The 20,721-nt window shown below is 54.7% G+C and carries 14 protein-coding genes; 11 read left to right on the forward strand and 3 right to left on the reverse strand.

The features are described from left to right. Positions 1-37 precede the first annotated feature (37 nt). Positions 38-277: a hypothetical protein gene (locus OSO_RS0140110; RefSeq protein WP_010588325.1), complete on the forward strand. Its 240-nt coding sequence runs from the start codon at positions 38-40 to the stop codon at positions 275-277. 153 nt (positions 278-430) lie between these two features. After that, positions 431-1,420 (forward strand): NAD-dependent epimerase/dehydratase family protein, encoded by a 990-nt coding sequence (locus OSO_RS0140115; RefSeq protein WP_010588326.1) that lies wholly within the window; start codon positions 431-433, stop codon positions 1,418-1,420. 213 nt (positions 1,421-1,633) lie between these two features. Here the strand turns inward: OSO_RS0140115 and OSO_RS0140120 are convergent, their stop codons facing one another. Further along, positions 1,634-2,605: an AAA family ATPase gene (locus OSO_RS0140120; RefSeq protein WP_010588327.1), complete on the reverse strand. Its 972-nt coding sequence runs from the start codon at positions 2,603-2,605 to the stop codon at positions 1,634-1,636. Positions 2,606-2,943: 338 nt separating this feature from the next. On the opposite strand from OSO_RS0140120, the gene OSO_RS0140130 reads away from it, so the two are divergent. Together OSO_RS0140130 and OSO_RS0140135 are read left to right on the forward strand one after the other, a co-directional pair. Further along, positions 2,944-4,284: an excinuclease ABC subunit UvrC gene (locus OSO_RS0140130; RefSeq protein WP_010588329.1), complete on the forward strand. Its 1,341-nt coding sequence runs from the start codon at positions 2,944-2,946 to the stop codon at positions 4,282-4,284. Between the two features lie 317 nt (positions 4,285-4,601). Then, positions 4,602-6,077 carry a hypothetical protein gene (locus tag OSO_RS0140135; protein WP_029247971.1) on the forward strand — a complete coding sequence of 492 codons (1,476 nt, stop codon included), beginning with the start codon at positions 4,602-4,604 and terminating at the stop codon, positions 6,075-6,077. A 622-nt stretch (positions 6,078-6,699) separates the two neighbouring features. Here OSO_RS0140135 and OSO_RS0140145 read toward each other — a convergent pair. Next, positions 6,700-7,419, reverse strand: a complete 720-nt coding sequence (locus OSO_RS0140145; RefSeq protein WP_010588331.1) for a hypothetical protein — start codon at positions 7,417-7,419, stop codon at positions 6,700-6,702. A 304-nt stretch (positions 7,420-7,723) separates the two neighbouring features. On the opposite strand from OSO_RS0140145, the gene OSO_RS0140155 reads away from it, so the two are divergent. Further along, on the forward strand, positions 7,724-8,158 hold the full coding sequence (locus OSO_RS0140155) for a hypothetical protein (RefSeq protein ID WP_010588333.1): 435 nt from the start codon (positions 7,724-7,726) through the stop codon (positions 8,156-8,158). Positions 8,159-8,301: 143 nt separating this feature from the next. Continuing rightward, a complete protein-coding gene (locus OSO_RS0140160; protein WP_010588334.1) occupies positions 8,302-9,813 on the forward strand; it encodes a sugar ABC transporter ATP-binding protein in 1,512 nt (503 codons plus the stop codon). A 50-nt stretch (positions 9,814-9,863) separates the two neighbouring features. Here OSO_RS0140160 and OSO_RS0140165 read toward each other — a convergent pair whose 3' ends face one another. Further along, the gene (locus OSO_RS0140165) at positions 9,864-11,540 is read right to left on the reverse strand and encodes an ArnT family glycosyltransferase (RefSeq protein WP_010588335.1); all 1,677 of its coding nucleotides are present in this window, start codon (positions 11,538-11,540) and stop codon (positions 9,864-9,866) included. Positions 11,541-13,693: 2,153 nt separating this feature from the next. Between OSO_RS0140165 and OSO_RS0140180 the strand changes: the two genes are divergently transcribed. The 5 genes from OSO_RS0140180 to xylA all read left to right on the forward strand — a co-directional run bounded on the left by OSO_RS0140180 (position 13,694) and on the right by xylA (position 20,649). Beyond that, the gene (locus tag OSO_RS0140180) at positions 13,694-14,731 is read left to right on the forward strand and encodes a hypothetical protein (RefSeq protein ID WP_010588337.1); all 1,038 of its coding nucleotides are present in this window, start codon (positions 13,694-13,696) and stop codon (positions 14,729-14,731) included. A 348-nt stretch (positions 14,732-15,079) separates the two neighbouring features. Beyond that, positions 15,080-16,360, forward strand: a complete 1,281-nt coding sequence (locus tag OSO_RS0140190) for a radical SAM/SPASM domain-containing protein (protein WP_261340404.1) — start codon at positions 15,080-15,082, stop codon at positions 16,358-16,360. A gap of 151 nt (positions 16,361-16,511) precedes the next feature. Further along, positions 16,512-17,723 (forward strand): hypothetical protein, encoded by a 1,212-nt coding sequence (locus OSO_RS0140200; RefSeq protein WP_010588341.1) that lies wholly within the window; start codon positions 16,512-16,514, stop codon positions 17,721-17,723. 906 nt (positions 17,724-18,629) lie between these two features. Further along, positions 18,630-19,145, forward strand: a complete 516-nt coding sequence (locus OSO_RS0140210) for an SRPBCC family protein (protein WP_010588343.1) — start codon at positions 18,630-18,632, stop codon at positions 19,143-19,145. A gap of 193 nt (positions 19,146-19,338) precedes the next feature. Beyond that, complete coding sequence (gene xylA / locus OSO_RS0140215) at positions 19,339-20,649, forward strand: xylose isomerase (protein WP_010588344.1); 1,311 nt, start codon at positions 19,339-19,341, stop codon at positions 20,647-20,649. The last annotated feature ends 72 nt before the right edge of the window (positions 20,650-20,721 follow it).

The raw sequence follows: 20,721 nt of genomic DNA on the forward strand, positions 1-20,721 counted from the left end.
GGTCTGACCGCATTCCCGCTGAAGTACGAGACGTTTCATGGTTCATTCCTCTGATGGCGACGAAGGTGATGACGAGTGGCAGGACGAAGACGACGATGATGGTTACATTCCCTGTCCGTATTGCGGACAGACGATGCTCGAGGCGGCCGACTATTGCCCCTCTTGTGATCGTTGGATCTCAAGCGAACAGGTCTCGACGAATCGTCGCCCCTGGTGGGTGATTGCCGTGGCGCTGTTGCTCTTGGGTCTGTTCGTGCTGTCCGCGTTTCGTCTGTGATTCTCGATCGAATTGCCTGTTGAACGAAGCGGGGAATGGCACCGCCCCGAGTCGAAATCGCCATGATGTCGTGAAGAGCAAGGGCCTGTCCCCCGATGAGCTCAATCGTCCAATGTTCAGCAGCGATCCGATCATTGCAGGAAAGCGTCTGATATGCGTGTGTTGGTGACAGGTGGTGGTGGATTCCTGGGGCAAGCAATTGTCCGGCGACTCATCGCGCGGGGTGACAGCGTGCGCAGTTTACAGCGCAGCGCCGCTCCGACTCTCGAGGCGTGGGGCGTCGATTGCGTTCGCGGCGATCTGACGGATCTCGCGCAAGTGCAAGCGGCTTCTGAGGGATGCGACCTGGTCTTCCATGTGGCCGCCAAGGCCGGCGTGTGGGGGAAGTTTGACGAATACTATCGCGCGAATGTCGTTGGGACTGACAACGTGCTCGCCGCGTGCCGCAGTCAGGGAATTCCAAAACTCGTCTACACCAGCTCTCCCAGCGTGGTATTCACGGGGCACGATGAACAGGGGATCGATGAATCAGTCCCGTATCCCAAGACGTATCTGACGCACTACCCGCAGACGAAGGCGATTGCCGAGCAGCGGGTGCTGGCGGCCAACGGAGCTGCCTTAAGCACTGTCGCGTTGCGTCCGCATCTGATCTGGGGTCCCGGCGACAATCATCTGGTTCCACGCTTGATTCAGCGGGCCCAGTCGGGCCGCCTGCGTCGGGTTGGAAACGGCGAGAATCTGGTGGATGCGACCTATATCGATAATGCCGCCGATGCACACTTGTTGGCTGCCGATCGACTTGGTTTCGCTTCCGTCGTCGCCGGCAAGGCGTACTTTATTTCGAATGGCGAGCCGATCCCGCTGTGGACACTCGTCGATCGGTTACTCGCCTGTGCTGGCGTGCCCCCGGTCTCGCGTTCGATCTCCGCGTCGACGGCGCTGCTCGCAGGCGGGATTCTCGAGTTTGTTTACCGCCTCACAGGCCGCCGTGACGAGCCGCCGATGACCCGGTTCGTGGCAAGGCAACTCTCGACGTCGCATTGGTATCGACTGGACGCGGCACGGCGCGATCTCGGCTACGACCCCAAAATCTCGATCGACGAAGGGTTAAAACGACTCACGGACTCGCTGCGACAGAGCTGAACCCTGGTGGAATTCTTCTGTCGCCAACAAACGCGACCGCCGCAGTCTCGAATGGTCGAGCCTACGGGCTTCTGTGGAATTGGGGGCGTTTGACCCAGCCCGTCAGAGCCAGGCGGTCTCCTTTGGGCTGGGCCGCTCGGTCGGCGGGAAAGGCCAAGCCTGGCAGATATTTCACGAGCCAAATCCTTCACCCTGATGCGGTGCCGGTCTCCATCAGCTTTCGTCGTCGTCCTCTTCCTCGTCCTCATCGTCGTCGTCAAAATCGGGATGCAGCGGGTCGCTGGGGTCAAAGAAGAAATCTCCCAACCCCATTGGCATCATGTTTCCGCCCAGCGACTGCTGCCGCCGTTTCGCCAGCGAGTCCAGATCATGGGCACCTTCACCCAGGCAGTTCATCAGTGCCTCGTGCCAGACTTTGTCTTTTCCGGCCGGATGTTCCGGATCTTGCGCCAATCGCTTCATCGCATACCGCAGAACGTTGATTCCGTCGCGTGTCGAGAAATCGAGGTTCAACTGGTGTGACTGCTGCAGGAAGTCGACCGTCAGGTTCAGCATTTCCGTTTCCGCGAACGGCAAATGGAACCGCAGGATCGACAGTTCGTCATCTCGGTTGGGATGACCGAGCGTCAACGTGGGCTGCAAACGGCTCAGAATATAGTCGGGGATTTCGAAGGTCGATTCGTCGTCGTTCATCGTGACGGCACAGCGGAAATTCGCGTGGGCATGAATCGTGATCCCCGCGACGATCGATTCGACATACCGCCGGTGATCGAGCAGTGGAGCCAGACTGGCCCATGACTTCTCGTTCATGCGATTGCCTTCGTCCAGGATGACGATTCCACCGCGAACCATCGCCGTGACCAGGGGCGACGCGTGATACTTGATGCGACCGCTTTCGGCGAGGACCGGTGTGACGAGCAGATCTTCCGGACGCGTATCGGCCGTGCATTGGTAAATGTACAGATCCTGCTGGCGAACTCGACCGGCCGAAATGGCCAGGGTTGTTTTGCCGATCCCCGGTGCACCCACAAGTCGCGGCGACAGCGGCAAGTCCTTGGCATCAACGACCAGCCAGCAGGCCATCAGTTGCTGCAGGATCTCACGCTGGCCAATCCATTCTCCTTCAGATGTATCGGGTTGACTCAGGTGCAGACGGACGCCATCGATTTCAATCGAGTCGGACATGAAGCCAGGATCTTTCATAGGAATGTGGAAGGCGTCGCAATCGCCTTCGTGAGGCGGACACGATGCCGCCCGGGGCAGTCTGCTATTGTGAGGCATTGACGTGGAAGGAACAATGCATCAGTGCAAAGTGGTTCCCCTTGATGACGGTCCTGTTTTTCGACGGACCGTCCGCGTCGTGATCAACGCCGTTACGATGGATGGGGTTTGTGGATGCACTTGGATCTGGTGTGTCCGGGGAAAGTACCGAAGGATTGAGACGGAACTCGCATCGCATGTCCGTTCCTCGCAACAGACTGTGCCCCGCGAATCTCTGTTGTTGATACGAGATTGATCTGACGATGGCCGATGAACTTCCAATCATTCAACCTCCTGTCGAGCCCCGGGAAAAAGTGAAAACGTTTCCCGGATCGCCGGGGGTTTATCTGATGAAAGACAGCCGGGGACGTGTGATCTACATCGGCAAAGCGGTCAACTTGCGGAACCGCGCCGGAAGTTATTTCACAAAGCAAGCCGCCGAAGATCTGCGAACCGCAAACCTGGTCCCGGAAATTCGCGATCTCGACTACATCGTGACCGATAGCGAAGTCGACGCGCTGCTGCTGGAAGCGCGGCTCATCAAAGATGTTCAGCCACGGTTCAATCAGGAACTTAAGGACGACAAGACATTTCCGTATCTCGAGATTTTCATTCGCGAAGAATTCCCGCGTGTCGAGTTCACTCGGAAGCCTCGCCCGCGGGGAACAAAGCTGTACGGCCCGTTCACAAACGCCAAGCGCCTGCGTGGGGCCATCGCGGTCCTGCAACAGATCTTTCAGTTCCGGACCTGCTCGCTCGATATCAAGGAGGCGGATGAGCGTTGGCGCTGGTTCAGGCCCTGTCTGCTGGCCAGCATTCATCAATGTACTGCCCCCTGCAACATGCGGATCAGTCGAGACGACTATCGTCGCGATATCCGCCGTCTGCGAATGTTTCTCGATGGGAAAAAGGAAAGCCTGTTCAATGAACTGCGCAGTGAGATGCAGTTGGCGGCAAAGGAACTGAAGTTCGAAAAGGCCGCACGGCTGCGTGATCAGATCAAGTCGTTAGAGAACTTGAATCTGCGGGGTGACCTGCGCGAGCACGCGCAGCCCGAAGTGTTTCAGATCGATCCCAAGCGCGGCCTGGCGGGATTGAAGAAGGTATTCGACCTCCCCACCCTGCCCCGTCGGATTGAGGGAATGGATATCGCCCACCTGCAGGGCGGACAAACGGTCGCCAGTTGCGTTCAGTTTATTGATGGCCTGCCGTTCAAGCATGGATACAAGCGATTCAAAATTCGATCGATCGATGGCGTCGACGATTTCGCCTCTATGCGAGAAGTGGTCAGTCGTCATTTCCGGCGACTGCAGCAAGAAGGGCAGCCGTTTCCTGACCTGTTGCTGATTGACGGGGGAAAAGGGCAGTTGGGCGCGGCCATGGCGGCACTGGAAAGCATCGGCGTGACGGCGCCCTTCGTCTGTTCATTGGCCAAGCGGGAAGAGGAAATTTTCTTGCCAGGTCAGTCGGAACCACGCGTGCTCAGTAAGCATTCGTATGCCTTGCGGCTGTTGCAGTATGTGCGCGATGAATCGCACCGATTTGCGCAGCAGTACCATCATTTGCTGCGGAAGAAAACGACGTTTGGCGACGAGCCGACGTGAGCGGCTGTCCCTCTGGACAGGTCTTCAGAGTCGTTCCACGCGCCCTTTCTCGTGAAACAGAACCGGTTTCGTAAAACAGAACCATGGCATGTGACGATTCCCGCCGATCGTCAATCGTCGAGGAGGTTGTTTTTGCTTTTTCCGCGGCCCCGGCGATCACGCGAGACGACTCGTCTATCGTCACCTGAGAACGTACTATAAAATTCTTCTCATTGATCACTTGATGTGGAATCGGTGACGGCGGCCGGGATGTGAGTACCGAGAAGATGTTGACAGGACGATTGAGGCCGATCGCATGCCTCGCAGGCGTCACGCTCATGCTGTGCGTTTGCCTTGAATCGACCGCGGTTGCTCAGCCGCTGGCGAAGGGCCGGCTGCAGCAAATCCAGACCAATCATCGCAAGAAATTCCGCGATTTCTCGAATCAGATTGAGAAACTTGCCGAATTCTGCGATGACAAATCGCTCATCGAAGACGCCGGTTTTGTCCGTTCGCGCATCATTCCGCCCGAGACGTTGTCGCTACGGACCGAGAAGCTGTCGAACAAAGTTCAGCCCGAAATCCCGGCTGGGATGGTCGGTGACGAGCGTCACTGGAAGACTCAGCTTCGCTACCTCGAAACGGCCTATGCGAAAGACCTGTTTCTTCAGGCCAAGGCGTCCGTGAAAGACGGCTTCCCTAGTTATGCCTATAACCTGATCCGAGAAGCGGCGTTGCACGATCCGGATAACACGCAGGTCAGAAGGATTCTTGGATTCGAGCGGCTCAAAGACGAATGGATCACGTCTGTCGCTGCGTCTCAAATCAAGAAGGGTTTTGTCTGGCACGAGAGCTTCGGCTGGATTCCCAAATCTCATTTGCAGCGCTACATCGACGGTGATCGCTATTTCAATTCACGGTGGGTCACCCCGCAGAAAGAAGGCGAACTGCGGCGCGACTTCAATTCCGCCTGGGAAGTTCGTACCGATCACTATCTGATCAAAACCAATGTCAATCTCGAGAAGGGTGTCGAGATGGGCAAGGCGTTGGAAGACTTCTACAGCGTCTTCAACGAGACCTTCGCGGGATTCTTCCACACCCCCGAACAATTGAAAAAATTGTTTGAATTCACCGGTAGTGCCAGCAAGGTCCGTGAGCCATTCGTTGTGCACTTCTACGCGTCGAGAGATGAATATCTCCAACGAATGCGAAAGTTCTTTCCTTCGATTGATCAAACGAACGGTGTCTATCTGACCAGCGATCGCGTGGCTCACTTCTACTACGACCCCAAGCAGGAACACGAAGGGACGCTTTATCACGAAGCGACCCACCAATTGTTTTTCGGCCGCGAAAACCCTCACGCCAATCGAACCATTTGTGAGAACCATCACTTCTGGATCATTGAAGGGATCGCCTGCTATATGGAATCGTTCCAGCGTAAGGAAGGTTCATTCATGCTCGGCGATCCGACGTATATCCGTTTTGATCGTGCCCGCTACAACCTGCTGCATGACAAGTATTATGTGCCGCTGCGCGAGTTCTCCGGGTATGGGATGCAGGAATTTCAGCATGCTCCCGAACTGGTGAAGAACTATACGCAGGCGGCAGGGCTGGCTCGTTTCTTCATGCACTATGACAATGGACGATACCGGGAAGCCCTGGTCAGTCACCTGTCGCAACTCTATAGCATCAACGAGAAGACACGGGAACGCGCGGAGGGACTCGACGAGCTCACAGGCGTCGAATTCTCGGAACTCGACCGCCAGTACGCCGACGACGCCGCAGAGGTCACAGGGCAAGTGTCGGCGCGATAGAGACCCCCTTGTCATTCGTTTTAAAGTTGCGTTCTTTGAGATAAAGCCCCTCTTGCCACAGGACGTTGTGAGCACGATCACCATCAGTCATGCCCCCTCAACGTGGTGGCGTGTACCGCTCCAACGGAATTGTCCATCGCAAGTAAGTTGCCCTGACTGGCAACGCCGTGAACGATTTTTGCTAGCCAATTGGGAGCCAGCCGTCGCTTTTCCTGCGGGCCAAAGGCCCAATCATTCTACCAGCCCAGTCCAAAGGAGACTGCAAGGGCTCCGACGGGCTAGGTAATCATCCCCCGCAGCATAAGACGGCCTGTAAGGCCATCTATTCAGCCCCAGGCATCTTGTTCATCGATCTCAATGCGATGCTTTCGGTAAGGCTCTCGAAATTCATCCTGAAATGACCTTCGCTCGTGATGCCGTTCTTGGTGTTCGATGGACCGATTCACCTCGTCGAGCATGGATTCGCTGACCCAGACCGTCGGAGCCCTGCGGCCTCCTTTGGGCTGGGCTGATGGAATGGTTGGGCCTGCAGCCCGCAGGAAATGCCACGATTAGTTCGCATTGAATACGCAAGAATCCTTCACGGCGTTGCCGGTAGGGCCCAAGCAAAACCGTCTCGGGCCTACTTGCCGACACCCGCTTCCGTGACGGGCGCCGGTGCTGGCAGATTGACGGTTGGTACAGTCTCTTCAGTCACCTTCTGACCCAACTCCGATTCGATTTCAATGCGATGCCGAGCCACGGCTTCATCAAATTGAGACAACACATCCAGCGCTTTGTCCTTCGATGTCACCAATCCAATCAGCAAATACTGGGCAATCGCGATTCCGTAACAGATCCAGCCGATTTCGCCCCCATGCAGGACAGAAAGGATGGCAAAGACCGGCGATGACCGATTGAGATGCTGGCAGATCAGGCCCTTGCCCAGTTGGGGCAGGTAAGCCAACACACTCCGAATCACGCGTCCTTTTTCGATTTTGGGTTTTTGCGGGCCGGGATGAATCAATGCGAACAGCGCCTGATCAGGCATGACCTCGATGACACCAATCGCCAGCAGAATGCGGCCCGCCTGAAAATACCAGGTTGCGACTGTGGTCGCCGGAAGCCAGAAGAACAACGTGTGTTCCATGTTATCGGTGGCCGCGAGTAACAAGAGCGAACCGCGAAACCACTGCTCAAGGTCTTTTTCGAGTTCCTCGTTGATCTCTTGGACGCGAACCACCTTTCGCATCGTAAACCGGAAAAGCGGTACTGCGATAAAACCAAGAAGCAACCGCGTCACCGGTTTCAGCACCGGCTGCAACAATCGCGTCGGCAACAGAAATTGCAGCAGTTGAAACACAGGCAGACTCTTGAGGTTGCGACCGGCGATTCTGACTCGAACGAAATGAGAATCAGCGGTTGAAGTGATATCGCATGATCTTCGGAATCGTCAATCTGGGGTTTTCCAAGGAATTTTCCGACGCGATCGACAACAATCAGATCAACGTGGAAATCTGTCCTCTGGTTCAATCGACATCGCGGGTCATCGTGGATTTCTCGCGTCGATTCGTCAGTCCCCCACTTAGGACTGCGAACGGTTGCTGGCGGACGGACGTCGTAACGGTGGCATCCGGAAAGATTCGTGTCTTTTCAAGATTGTTTCGATGAACCAACGACACTGGAAATCGCTGCTGCTGGAACCAGGCCGACAGTGGGTGCTGCTTTCGGGTGGCTGCTACGTCCTCGCCTGTGTGTTGCCTGCCTATGAACTGCAGATCATGGGCAAGAAGGACGTCATACTCGGTTTGCAGTGTTTAATGATGTTTCCCCTGTTTTGGTGGTGGGCGAATCCGCTTTATCTCGTTGCTGCCATAGCCTATTGCGTCGATTATCGACGGACGTCGGCAGTGTTCGGCGTTCTCGCAATGCTTCTGGCACTGCACTTCGAATTTTTCGTCCTTGGCGAGGGGCAGTCAGTCCGCACTGGTTGCATGTTCTGGACGGTCAGTTTCCAAATCGTCTTTCTCAATGCCGTCTGGCATCTGTGGCTTGATCGCAAGCGACAGCTCGAATCGTTATCGTCGAGTGATCCCGTTTAAATTGATTGCCGCTCACCGTTCGTCAGAGATGCCGCGCCCGTGCGATTCTTCCCGGATCGCGCCGCACTGCGTGGCTGAAGAGGATCGTATCGCGGTGCCAAAGTTCGACTTTTGATTCGTGACGCAGCACGAGGTATACCGCGATGTCCGACTCTTCCGCTCCACTGCTGCTGGATTGCCGTGACGTCAGCGTCCGTTTTGGGGGCGTTGTCGCGCTTTCGGGTGTCGACTTCAGCTTGCAACCGGGGGAAGTCCATGGGCTTGTCGGCTGTAACGGCGCGGGAAAGTCGACGCTGATGAAAGTCCTGGCGGGCGTCGTTCCCGAATATACCGGCGAGATTCGGCTCGATGGTCGGTTGATCCGGCTCAGTTCCCCGCGCGAGGCCTTGTCGCACGGCATCGCGATGGTCTATCAGGAACTCTCGGGCATCGAGCAACTGAGCGTGGTCGAGAATCTGTTTCTCGGGCGTCAATTGGTCAATGCCTGGGGGCAATTGGATTGGCGCGAGATGACGCGGCAGGCAACGGCGGCACTCGCTGAGCTCGATATTCAGATCGACGTTCGTCGTCGGCTGCGCGATTACCCGCTGGTCATTCGGCAAATGATCGAGATCGCCCGTGGCCTGCACAGCGGGGCACGTGTTTTGATTCTGGATGAACCGACCAGTGCCCTCAGCCCACCCGAAGCCCGTCGACTCTTTGAGCTGATCAAACATCTGCAGACGCGCGGCGTTGCCATGGTCTTTATCAGCCATTTCCTGGAAGACGTGCTGGCAATCTGCAATCGAGTCACGATTCTGAAAGATGGACGTAAGCTTCGGACCAGTCTGTCGCGTGATCTGGATCGGGCCACCATCATTCGCGAAATGGTCGGTGATGTGACCGAATCGACTTCGGAAGAATGTGTCGAAACCGCTCTTCCTGTCGCAGCCGAGGGAGCCGCTCGTCTCGAAATTCGCGGACTGATGCGAAGTCGGTGTTTCGAATCGATCTCACTCGACGTGAAGCCTGGCGAATGCCTGGGGTTGTATGGATTTGTCGGAGCTGGGCATCAGGATCTGGTTCATGCCTTGGGAGGCTCTGTAAATCCCGAGGGAGGCCAGATCCTTGTCGATGGAAAGCCCATCCGGACGGGGGACGTGGCGAGTGCCGTCGGTGAGGGAGTCGTTCTGGTGGCAGCGGATCGCGCGCAGACTCTTGCGCGACGAGCTCCCATCTCGCATAACACAACCCTCGCTCATTTACGCCGAACTCTGGGCAATTGGATCGTTCGCCGTCGTGAGAACCAGGTCTGCCAACCGCTGCTGGAGCGTGTCGGCTGCAACCCGCCCAATCCCGCATTGCGCGCAGGCGCTCTCTCGGGCGGAAATCAGCAGAAGGTTGTCCTGGCCAAGTGGCTGCTGGGGCCGATTCGCGTCCTGCTGCTCGAAGAACCAACGCGCGGAATGGACGTGCACGCGAAGGCCGAGATCATGGAACTGGTCGCCGAGCAGAAGCGCCAGGGCGCCGCCGTCGTCCTGGCTTCAACGGAGCCAGAACTGGTACTCGCCTACTCAGACCGTATCGTCACATTAGCCCGCGGCCGCGTCACACGCGTCTTCAGTGGAGAACGAGTCACCAAGCAAGACCTCATGCGGTGCGCCGAAGTCGTGTGAGTGTTCTCTGGTCGCCTTCTCCTGAAGAAAGGAGTGCCTCGCCAGTTGCGTTACTCGCGGCGATCGTGCGGAATCTTGTAAACGTAGAGGCTGTCTCCGCAAACGTGGATCGGTGTCTTTCGCAAGAACTCTTCATAGTGACAGTTGGGTGACAATCGCCATCGGTCACCAACCAGATAGTTGACACTGATGACCCATAAGTCGGATGTTTCGTCGGGCGAGGCTGATGTCATCCAGTGTGGGCCACATCTTGCTGGCACATGATCGATTCCAATATCGGCGGGATCAAATACGCCATGATATGCCAAGTGAATCGGCTGATCGATCTGTTGCTGCTGCAGCCATTCCTTCAGAAAGTACAGATCTTGTCCCCAATCCAAACTGCTGTGAATCATGTGGCGATGGCCTTGGCGTGCACCGCCAGCGACCAGGTTAAAGAATGATATGAACCGCGGCGCCGTTGTGAGGGTTGTCGTTATCAATGAAACCACGCAGGTCATCGTAAGGGCTATCACGGCCAAGCGGAGATTCTGTTTCCAACGACGGATCGTGAATGGAATCGAACCGGCGAAGACGAACAGTGGTCCGAACGCAGGCAGGGCATATCGAAAGTGATGATTCAAGGAGGGTTGGCAACTGAGGATGACGACCGTCGCAAGGCCTGGAAGGCAGAGGGACATCCAACCTGCCACGTGATCGAGCTCGATGCGGGGAAGCTTTTGAAATGACACGCAAATGGAAATCAGGACAAGGCAGAGAATGCTTGCGGGCACTTTAACCAAAAAACCATATAGATAGTAGTACCACCAACCGGACATGCGCCATTCGCCGCGTAGATAGGATGCATGCGGAAACGCTTCGAAGTCTTTCTTTTGCTGATCCAGTCCGAGTACGAATTCTTTGGGAAGCGGCACCGGAATAAAGGCGAAATGGCCGTCTTTGAAGACGTTCCCCGAACGTGCATCGGGTTGGGGGTTTCCCAGTCGCTGGCTGACAAATTCGAAATCGCCCAACCGCATCAGTGTGCCATCGAATAGATATCCAAGGTTGAGCACATAGAGCGATACGCCGAACAAAAGCGTCATTTGGCCAATTTGACTTCGCAGGCTCGTGCTCACGCCATTTTTTTGTATCTGCAACAGGAACACGACGAACCATATCGACGGCCAAAGCCCGAACAGCACAATCCACGACGATCTTGCGAGCAATGCCAATCCGAACGTCGCCCCGCAAAGTGCCGCTGATTCCCACGAAAGCGCTTTCAGCCACCGCCAAAACGTGTAAGAGGCGACAAGTCCCAGTGAAGCGCCGCCCATATCTGGGCAAATCACCTGACCCGCCGCGAGAATATTGGGGCTGAAGCACCACAACACACACGACAAAAACCCAGACAAGGACCCGCACAATGCACGTCCCCAAAGGTAGCAACACCAGGCACCCAATATGCTGAAAGGAAGGCAGGCCAATCGGGCAAGGTTGAACAGATGAACTGAATCGAGGCGGTTCACTTTGACGAAATCGGCTCCAATCGCGAATTCTGATCGCACTTGGGGGCCGTAGCGGAGATTGTTCCAGTGAGTCTTGCAGCCGTTCATCATCACCGGAATCGCGGCGATTGCCCGGATCAGTGGTGGGTTCACACGGTAGACGTCGAATCGCCCGAGTTCCCACAGAGCGACCCCCGAGGCCAAGTGTGCCGGTTCATTTGATGTCGGACTTTGCCACATGGCCGACCATCCCAGTAATACGGCGTGGCAAACCAACACCAGACAGACTGCCCGTGTGCACCAGTCGCCGTTCGTGGATTCGACGAAGTGAGCACTCTTCCGACTCTCAATTGGGAACGACGGGCATTTGCAAGACTCGTTTTGTTTCATCGCGTCTGACTGCCTTGCGTCTTCGCGGCTGAGGTGATTAACAGTCGAGCGGAACCTTTTGCCGTCCGCCCCAGCCATAGCTGATGGTGACGTCGAGGTCGATTCGTCTTATCGCCATCAACTGGATTGTAATAGAATCGTTCTGAGCTGCGATACAATTGTGGCCTGCTCTCGGTAACTGTTCACAGGCCGGGGGCTGGTTCAGTGTCCCGCGGCAAAGGGAAAGGTTGCTGTCGTCGATGCACTGTGGATTCCAATGAACCGGGAAAATGTGCCTGTCCCCGTCTCTTTGGACTGTGAGCGGTTGCCTTCTCTCGCATTACAGTGACAGCGATCCTTCGTCACTGCCGCGCATTTGGCTGCCGACGATTCTCGATGCGTACTCGTTCGCCTTGTTGGCAACCAGATTCGCATTTCCTCTGCCCCAATCTGGCGAGGCTGCGAGGCTGGTTCGCGTCATTCGATCATTTTTTTCCAGATTTCGCTTTTTTTTGAATTCATGTTGTATACGAATTTGCGGTTTGTATAATCTTGCCCTGGCTGCGTATGATTATGTGAATGCGCCGACGGTGATGCTTGGCTTTCGGCTTCACTAAGGTCGACTTGTTTTCGCGCAATGCGACGGCTTCTTGCTTCATCATGAAGGTGATGCGCTCTACTCTGGTTGTTTGCGAGTGTTGTTTCTTGGTTTGCTCGCGATAGGTTTATCGACGTACCAATTCGGATTTGAAGTGGTGCTGGGTCGGCGACCGCAGGTGCCAAGTCTCGGTTTTAGCGAGATTTCCTCTTCTGTTTTTGGCGGATTCGCCGCTTTCGTGTCTTTGTGTCAAATCGCGTGTTCAAGACTGTGCATGAAATAGGGCCTCCGTCGACGGCTTGAGTGTTGGGTCGGTCGGGCGCTATGTCGTCATCTAAATGAGGAAGTGGTTAATTCTTGTTGTGGTTTTGCGAACCACTAGAAGAAGGCACGAATTATGGGCAGGCAAGTGTTCTCGGATTTGCTGTCGGAATTGAAGGACGCGGATGCTGAGGAGCGAGCTCAGCGTGAGTCGCCGATGTCTCGCCGTTGGTTCGTGCGGTTGATGGCCACTGCGCTCGTTGGGGTTGCGACGCAATTGGCCGGAGACGTGCAGGCGGCGAATTGTGGTGCTGGCATAGATAGTTGTACGACCGACTCATGTACGATTGATACGTGTGGCCCTGATACCTGCACAACATCGAATACGTGTGGTACGAACACCTGCACAACCGGAAATATCTGCACCGCGGCCAATACATGCACAACGAGCAATAATGAGTCCTGCCAGCAAAGCAATACTTGTGGTACGAACACGTGTACGGCGTCGAATACTTGCTCGGCGTCGAATACTTGCACCACGACCGATTCGTGTGCGACCGATTCGTGCGGGTTTAATCGATGCACTACGGATAGTTGTACCACGGATGATAGCTGTATGATTAACAATACGTGCGTAACTTCGGATACGGATTGCGGGTTTAGTGATATTTCCTGTACGGCGCTCGTCAACACGACGCTATGAGTGGCTCATCGTGATTGCTTCATCGCGAAATCGCGGCAGCGAGGTGCATTGAGGGCAAAGGTTCTTCAGAGTCATTTTCAAGCGTTTGGTACCACAGTCCAATTGTGTGTAGGCCTATACAAGTAGGCTGTTGCAAGTCGCGGGGGCTGGTTCCGCGCAGATTCAAAAATACCATGACACGGTGAACACGAAGGTGCCAGTTCCCCTTATTTCAACAGGCTGCTAAGGAACTGATCTAAATTCAGCAGATTTCTCACCGAAGAGACTCGTGCCTTGTCTTCGTCTCTCGGTAATTACGAAAATGACTAGGGCTCATCATCGGGGGCGGCGCAAAGAGATCGAGCGTGCTGTCTAAGGTGAGCGAGGTTGGGTTGGTGCGGCGGCGCCTGCGTGAAGACCGACGGCAGTCCTTGATATTTTCATGAACGAACCACCGGGCCATTGGAAGCGAGTGTAGTTGAAATGAGGCATCGATCTCCAGGGCTTTTTGTGACGCTGTTCGTACTGTTCGTGACCGAGGTGTTGGCAAACGAACCCGCCGAACTCGCAAAGCATTGCCTTCAGGCCATCGACAGGGTCCAGTCGTACGATGTCACAATGGAAGTGACAACCCTGGTCTTTCCAGACGTGTCCCAACCAGGCAAAGAAAATGTGCCTTTAAAGGCGTCGACAAGGTTGATTCGCGATGTTCTCGCGCAAGGATATGGCAGGCGCGTCGAGGTTTCGGTTGACGACGACGAGTCGCATACGACTGCGGTCAAAGCTTGGGGGCTCATCACGTCGAGCCGCAAAGGCTTCGCGATCGGTCTTTCATATGCCCTCGATTCGGACTACTTCAAATATTACAATCAGAATTGCTATGGATACCTCGTTTCCGAGCTGCTTCAGAAGCGAGAAACGAAGATTCAAATGCGCGAGCCATCTGCTGAAAATGGTGAGTTTGGAATCGAATTGTCTCACCCTCAATTGCAAGGTCCGGTGTGCATTTGGATGGATGCCAAGTATGGCTACATACCAACCACCATTGAGAAGTACTCGATCGTCAGTGGCAAACCATACTTGTACACTCGATCGCATGTGGCGAAGTTTCATCAGGTGGCCGATTCAATTTGGGTTCCCGAGGAAGGAATTTCTGAGCAGTACTTCAATGCGCCGGGGCCGATGGCTGGGCGGGCCGTGGTGGGGGATTCAATGAGGGTGTTACTGGATCGCTCAAGTTGGAACTCGATTGAATCTGGAGACTTGTTTGGCACGGCAAGCATGCCGCCCATCAATGCCGAGCAATTGGATTGGAAGGTGCACAATCCGCCTGCAGTTGAAAAGGCTCTCAAGGCTGCCGAGGCTGCGATGGCCGCCTCAATGAAAGCGAATGCGCAGGCGAATTCGATTGTTCAGAGTCCCACGGGACGACTTATTGTGCTGGCGAACATTGCAATCGTCATCATGATTGTTGGATGCGTTGTTTGGCGGAAATTGCGACGTAGCGGATACTCCTCTTAGAACTCTCTCTCACTTGTCTTGGCAGCCACGGTGTCGATGCTGCCAAGTGCCGGTCGTTGCTTGAAATGGCGCGGTCGCTTCGCGCCAACACGTTCGTATCAGTCACGCGAGGAACCGTTCGCAGGCCGGGGGCTGGCTCATTTTCCCGCGGCATTGGGAATGATTGTTCTGGTCGATGCGCGGCGGATTTCAATGAGCCTGGAAAATGTGCCTGTCCCCCTCGCTTCGGGCTGTGAATGGTGACGTAACACGAGTGTGGTTCTTACGGCTTAAGTCATCTCTCCAAAAGGACAGATATCTATGTTGCAAATCTCGCTCCCCATTCTTGATTCGACGCCGACAGCAGGGATGAAGGCAGGTTGCTCTGGGGGAGGGTGTAGCTCAGGGTGCGGTTCGTCAGGCGGGAACGCGGCTCCGAGAGTCGTTCCTGAGATCGACTCCGAAGCGATCAATACTGGGGTGCCTTTCGATGAGAGACGCTTGAATCTCGGCGCGACGCCGACCAAAGGAACGTTCGTCACCTTTATCGATCTTGATCTGACCGTCGAGTGCAATCTGAGGTGTACATATTGTTTCAAAGAAAAATGGAATGAACACATGGAAGAGCGAGTGGCATTCGATGCCGTCCTTTGGCTGCTCCATGCATCCGGTCCAACGAAAAATGTCGCCGTGAATTTTATGGGTGGCGAGCCGCTTCTTCGTTTTCGGCTGATCAAAAAGCTGGTTCCTTTTGGAAAACGCCGAGCGTGGCAGCTTGGGAAGAATATTCATTTCGGAATGACAACGAACGGAACACTCGTCACGGACGAAGTCGTGAGTTTCTGGAAAAAGTGGGGGATGGGATTTCACACTTCGATTGATGGGACCCCGGAAGTACAAGATCGAAACCGGCCAACGACGGGCGGACGGGGGTCATCGCAACTCGTGGAGAAATCCGTACCTAAGGTCTTGCAATATCGTCCACACACGACGGCGCGCAGTACGGTCGTTCCTGATAGCGCCGCCACACTCGTCGAGAGTTACAAATACTTTCGATCGCTCGGTTACATCAATGTCGCGTTTGTTCCCGGTGGTCCATCTTTCTGGAGTCCGGAGAGCATTCAAGCCTATGAGAAGGAACTGATGGGAGTTTGCGATTTGGTAATGGATGAATTCCGCCAAGGGCGATTTATCTACTTGAAGGGGATCGACGATGCCATTCAAGGGATTATCCGAGACAAACGCCCCAATCATGCTTGCGGCGCGGGGCGCGGACTGTTGCTTGTGGATATTCATGGCGATATCTGGCCGTGCCATCGTTGGAACAAAGATCATCATCAGTCGTGGCGAATTGGAAATATTTACCAGCAATTTGACGATCTGGTTCGCGCCGAATTGGATCGACCCAATCATACAGATCTCCTCGAGCAGAATTGTGAGATCTGCGTTGCGAATAAGTTCTGTGCGGGAGGGTGTCCGGCCGAGAACTTGGAAGAAACTGGAAAGGTCTACAAACGGCATCCCAATGCCTGTGAGTTGACTCGTGTGTGGGCGCGAGCCGGGCAATATGTCCACGACGTGCTTCTGAAAGAAGGCAATGCCACGTTTATGGCACATTACTACAAAGACAAGAACTCACAGTTGAACTGATGTGTGTCGTGTCGCGGCGGATAGCTGAACGGCGGGCGCTGCCCCTTGCATAGTCGATTCAGCTTCTTGCAAACGATGCTGCCGAACTGCAGGTGAGGATTCGTGAACCCGAATCTCGAAGGGTCTCTGGACTCTGTTCAATGAACTTTAAGTGGGCGTGCAACAAGTGATGTTTCAACTCAATGGCGAAGATGTGATCTGCCGTGAGAAAGATGGCGATCGCTTGCGTATTCTCGATGCGTCCGGCTCCAGGGCCTTCGATGTGAGTCTTGGAGACCACCAAGATGAGAAGCGAATTCAGTCGAGACTCAATGAATTCTTTTCCAGGCCGATCGACCCTAAGCACGAGCCTTTTGTCACGATTCAAGTTGACGCGCAACTCGACAGCGTTCATCGAGAAGAGATACGTAAATGCATCGTCGTTTTGTTCGATCTGCTCAAGTCAAACACTCGGCTCAATGTGACATTTCATTTTCGGCAACCTTCGCCAGATTGGTCGGAGACAATCTCGTCGATCGAAAAGCTGAATGAGGCTCTCTCAAATAATCTGCAGGCGAGTATTCGATTATCGGGGGAGTTTGACGAACTTGATGAAGGCACCATGGACGAAATGTTTCGTCTCGGTGTTCAGCTTCGATATGCGACCGGCTATGGGGCAGCGGGGCCAAGCGTTGATTCGATTGTCGTAAAGAAATCCGCCATCGCCCGACTGTCAGAATTTGGTTATCAAGTTCCGATGGTGATCTACGCCGGCCACGGCAATCTGAAGAAAATTGAGCAATCGATTGCAGAGATGTTGCTGGTTAACCACTACGGCGGATTCTCGGTCCCACTCGTTTCGAGGCATCCGAGTTATGAATTCTCCGAGTCTGATCCAGGATTGCCAGACACTCGAGACTATTGCGAGTTACTGGTCCGACTCTACAAGAAGTATTCACACTTTGATGCCGGTTTAGCTCCAGTCAGTGAATTGGCGATGCTGGCAAAGCACGGTGGACGCAACCGGGCGCTCGATTTGCCAACGATCTTGCCGATTCACCTGAATACCGCTGGAGTGGTAGGCATCTATCGCCAGACGCCCTCACGAAGTCTTCCTTGGAAAAATGTGAGTGAGATTGCGGAGTGCGACGAAGCAGCGCTTCCGAATCTTCGTCAAGACCTGCGTCAATTTCTCAAGAATTCATTCGATTGGAGCAGAAACAGCTACTGTGGAGAATGCCAGTGGCGGGGCATTTGCGGTGGGATCGATCATTTTGGTGATTCAAATGGCCTGCCCAACGATGTATACGATGTGATGTGCGACCATCGAATGCTGCTTCTTGAGCACTTTGTCAGCGAGCGTATTGCCGACTTTCAGCTTTGATGGCTCGAACCCAGGCTGGCTCAATGTGATTCTCAAGTGTCACGAAGTGCATACTGTTTACGGTCCTGTCGCGATGGCGACAGGACCGTGCCTTTTAGCGGGGGCTGGAGAAAAGGCGGGGGAAAAGGGTGGCGAAAGGAAAAGGGGACGCAGCTCAATAAGTGGATTTCTGGTGGACCAACGATTGCGGTTTTTGATGCTACGTCGCCCTCGCATCTGCCCCGGTGAAACTGCTTTCACGTGCTTGATCGGACGGTGGCGCGGTTGCCGTTGTTTGAAGTGATCGAGGATGACGAGGCGTTCGAGCGAGTGCTATCGGAAGCACACCGGTTGTTTCCCTTGCTCATGGAAGACGATGGTCATCTGTCTGTCGTACTTCGTGATGTTGAACATAATCCCATCAGGGCCAATCTGTGTGAGCGTGCGTTGGATTGGAAATTCGGCAGCGCTGGACGCCTGGCACGCGGTGATGGGCCGTCGCGTTGCCTCTTGAACGACTGCCATTTCCCTGTTTCAGCAATTGGGCAGGCGACCTCAATCTGCCCCAGTCCGACGCCGAGATTGAGGCGATCCGTCCCAGCTTGAAGCGGAGAGCACCGTATGGACGTGTGAAGCCTGGATGGCCCAATCTGCGGTGAGGCTGAAACTGATCCACACAGTGAGGGCAAGGAGCCGTCCTCCAAGATGAGCTTCGTCTCTGTTCTTTTCTCATACGATGCGCCGTATTCATCGCGAGTCTTGTCGTGTTGCCTATAACCTTAACGATGATTGCTCTGTTGTGGACGTCAGGGTTCTGTGAAGTGGAATCCTGTGAGGGGCGTGCTATTTGTTCTTCGGCGTATGCCATGACAAAGAGTTGCCAGGGAAATCGCCGTCGCATGTTGCCAGCCGTTTTCGAAAGGCTCTGTGGAATTGATCACGATTTCGCCTCACCCAACTCAACGCGGCACCTATCGGCTCAGCGCCGAACAATGGTTGCCTCGTCCGCTTGACGAGGTGTTTGAGTTCTTTGCAGATGCCTACCGGCTTCAGGATCTCACCCCCCCCTTCTTGAATTTTCAGGTGCTCACGCCTCGTCCCGTCGACATGTTTGCCGGAACGACGATCGATTACCGCCTGAAATTGCATGGGATTCCGATCCGCTGGCGCAGCGAGATCACCGAGTGGCAACCACCGCTTCGGTTCGTTGATCGACAACTCAAGGGCCCGTACCGCTTGTGGAACCATCTGCATACCTTTGAAATGAAAGATGGTGGCACGCTCGTTCGTGACATCGTCGACTATGCCGTCCCTGGCGGAGCACTGATTCACTGGCTGATGGTTCGGCGTGATCTGATGCGCATTTTTGAATATCGACATGGACAACTCGCCTCGTATTTCGGAGCAGGCGATCCGCCGTCGGCAACGGCTTCGGCAAAGTGAACACTTATCGCGAAGTGTGAACGTCTTCATTCATCCAGAAACGTGTGGAAATCCGACTCGCACCGCGGGTCGCAACCCATGGCGAGCTGGTTTCGGCTCGGGTACACTCTGCCCGACTCGGTCCGCGAACCGGTGAAATCAGACGTTCGACTCGTCTGATTTTTTCGCTCTCCTTAAAACAGGCAGCTTTTCCATGGCGTATTTCCCTGAAGTCTCGAAGATCGCATACGAGGGGCCCACTTCCAAGAATCCACTCGCCTTTCGTCACTACAATCCTGAAGAAGTGGTCGAAGGCAAAAAGCTGAAGGATCTGCTGCGATTCACGGTTTGTTACTGGCATACATTCCGTGGTACGGGTGTCGATCCCTTCGGTTCCGCGACGCTGGTGCGTCCTTGGGATGACGGTTCAAACTCCGTCGAAAACGCGGTCAAGCGAGTCGACGTGGCTTTCGAATTCATCGAAAAGCTCGGTTGTCCGTTTTATGCCTTCCATGATCGCGACGTGGCTCCTGAAGCTGAGACGCTTTCCCAGACCAACAAGAATCTGGATGCGGTGGTCAAAGCGCTGAAGGCCGCTCAAGAGCGGACGGGAATTAAGCTGCTGTGGGGCACGGCGAACATGTTTTCGCACCCACGGTTCATGCACGGTGCCGCGACCACCTGCAATGCCGATGTCTTCGCCTTTGCCGCGGCACAGGTCAAAAAGGCGTTGGAAGTCACCAAGGAATTGGGTGGCGAAAACTATGTCTTCTGGGGTGGTCGTGAAGGCTATCACAACCTGTTTAATACCGACATGAAGCGCGAACTGGACCATTTGGCCAAGTTCATGCATATGGCCGTGGATTACGCGAAGAAAATCGGCTTCACGGGACAATTCCTGTTTGAGCCGAAGCCGAAAGAACCGACCAAGCATCAGTATGATTTCGATGCTGCCGCGTGTCTGAACTTCTGCCGTGCCAATGGGTTGCTTGATCACATCAAGCTGAATATCGAGACCAACCATGCGACACTGGCCGGTCACACGATGATGCACGAATTGGAATACGCTCGCATCCAGGGGGCGCTCGGAAGCATCGACGCGAACACCGGCGATCTGCTGCTGGGTTGGGACACCGATCAGTTCCCGACCGACATCTATCTGACGACGCAGTGCATGCTCGTCATTCTGGAACAGGGTGGGATCGCTCCTGGTGGGGTGAATTTCGACGCCAAAGTGCGTCGCGAAAGCTTCGATCCGATCGATCTATTCCACGCGCATATCGGTGCCATGGATGCCTTTGCACGCGGAACCAAGATCGCTGCGGCGATTCGTAAAGACGGTGTGCTGAAGGACTTCGTCAAGAAACGCTATCGTAGCTTCGATACGGGAGTCGGTGCGGAGATCGAATCGGGCAAGGCGACCTTCGAATCGCTCGAAAAGTATGTCCTGGGTAAAGAGACATTGAATCCCAATGAATCCGGCCGTCAGGAAATGCTTGAGAACATTATCAATCAATATCTGTAACGCCGGCAAACCTGTCCCGAACCGACGCTTTTTCACCGGTTCGGGGCGAACGACACTCCACATTGAGTGTCC

This window comes from Schlesneria paludicola DSM 18645 (assembly GCF_000255655.1).
Lineage (GTDB): Bacteria > Planctomycetota > Planctomycetia > Planctomycetales > Planctomycetaceae > Schlesneria > Schlesneria paludicola.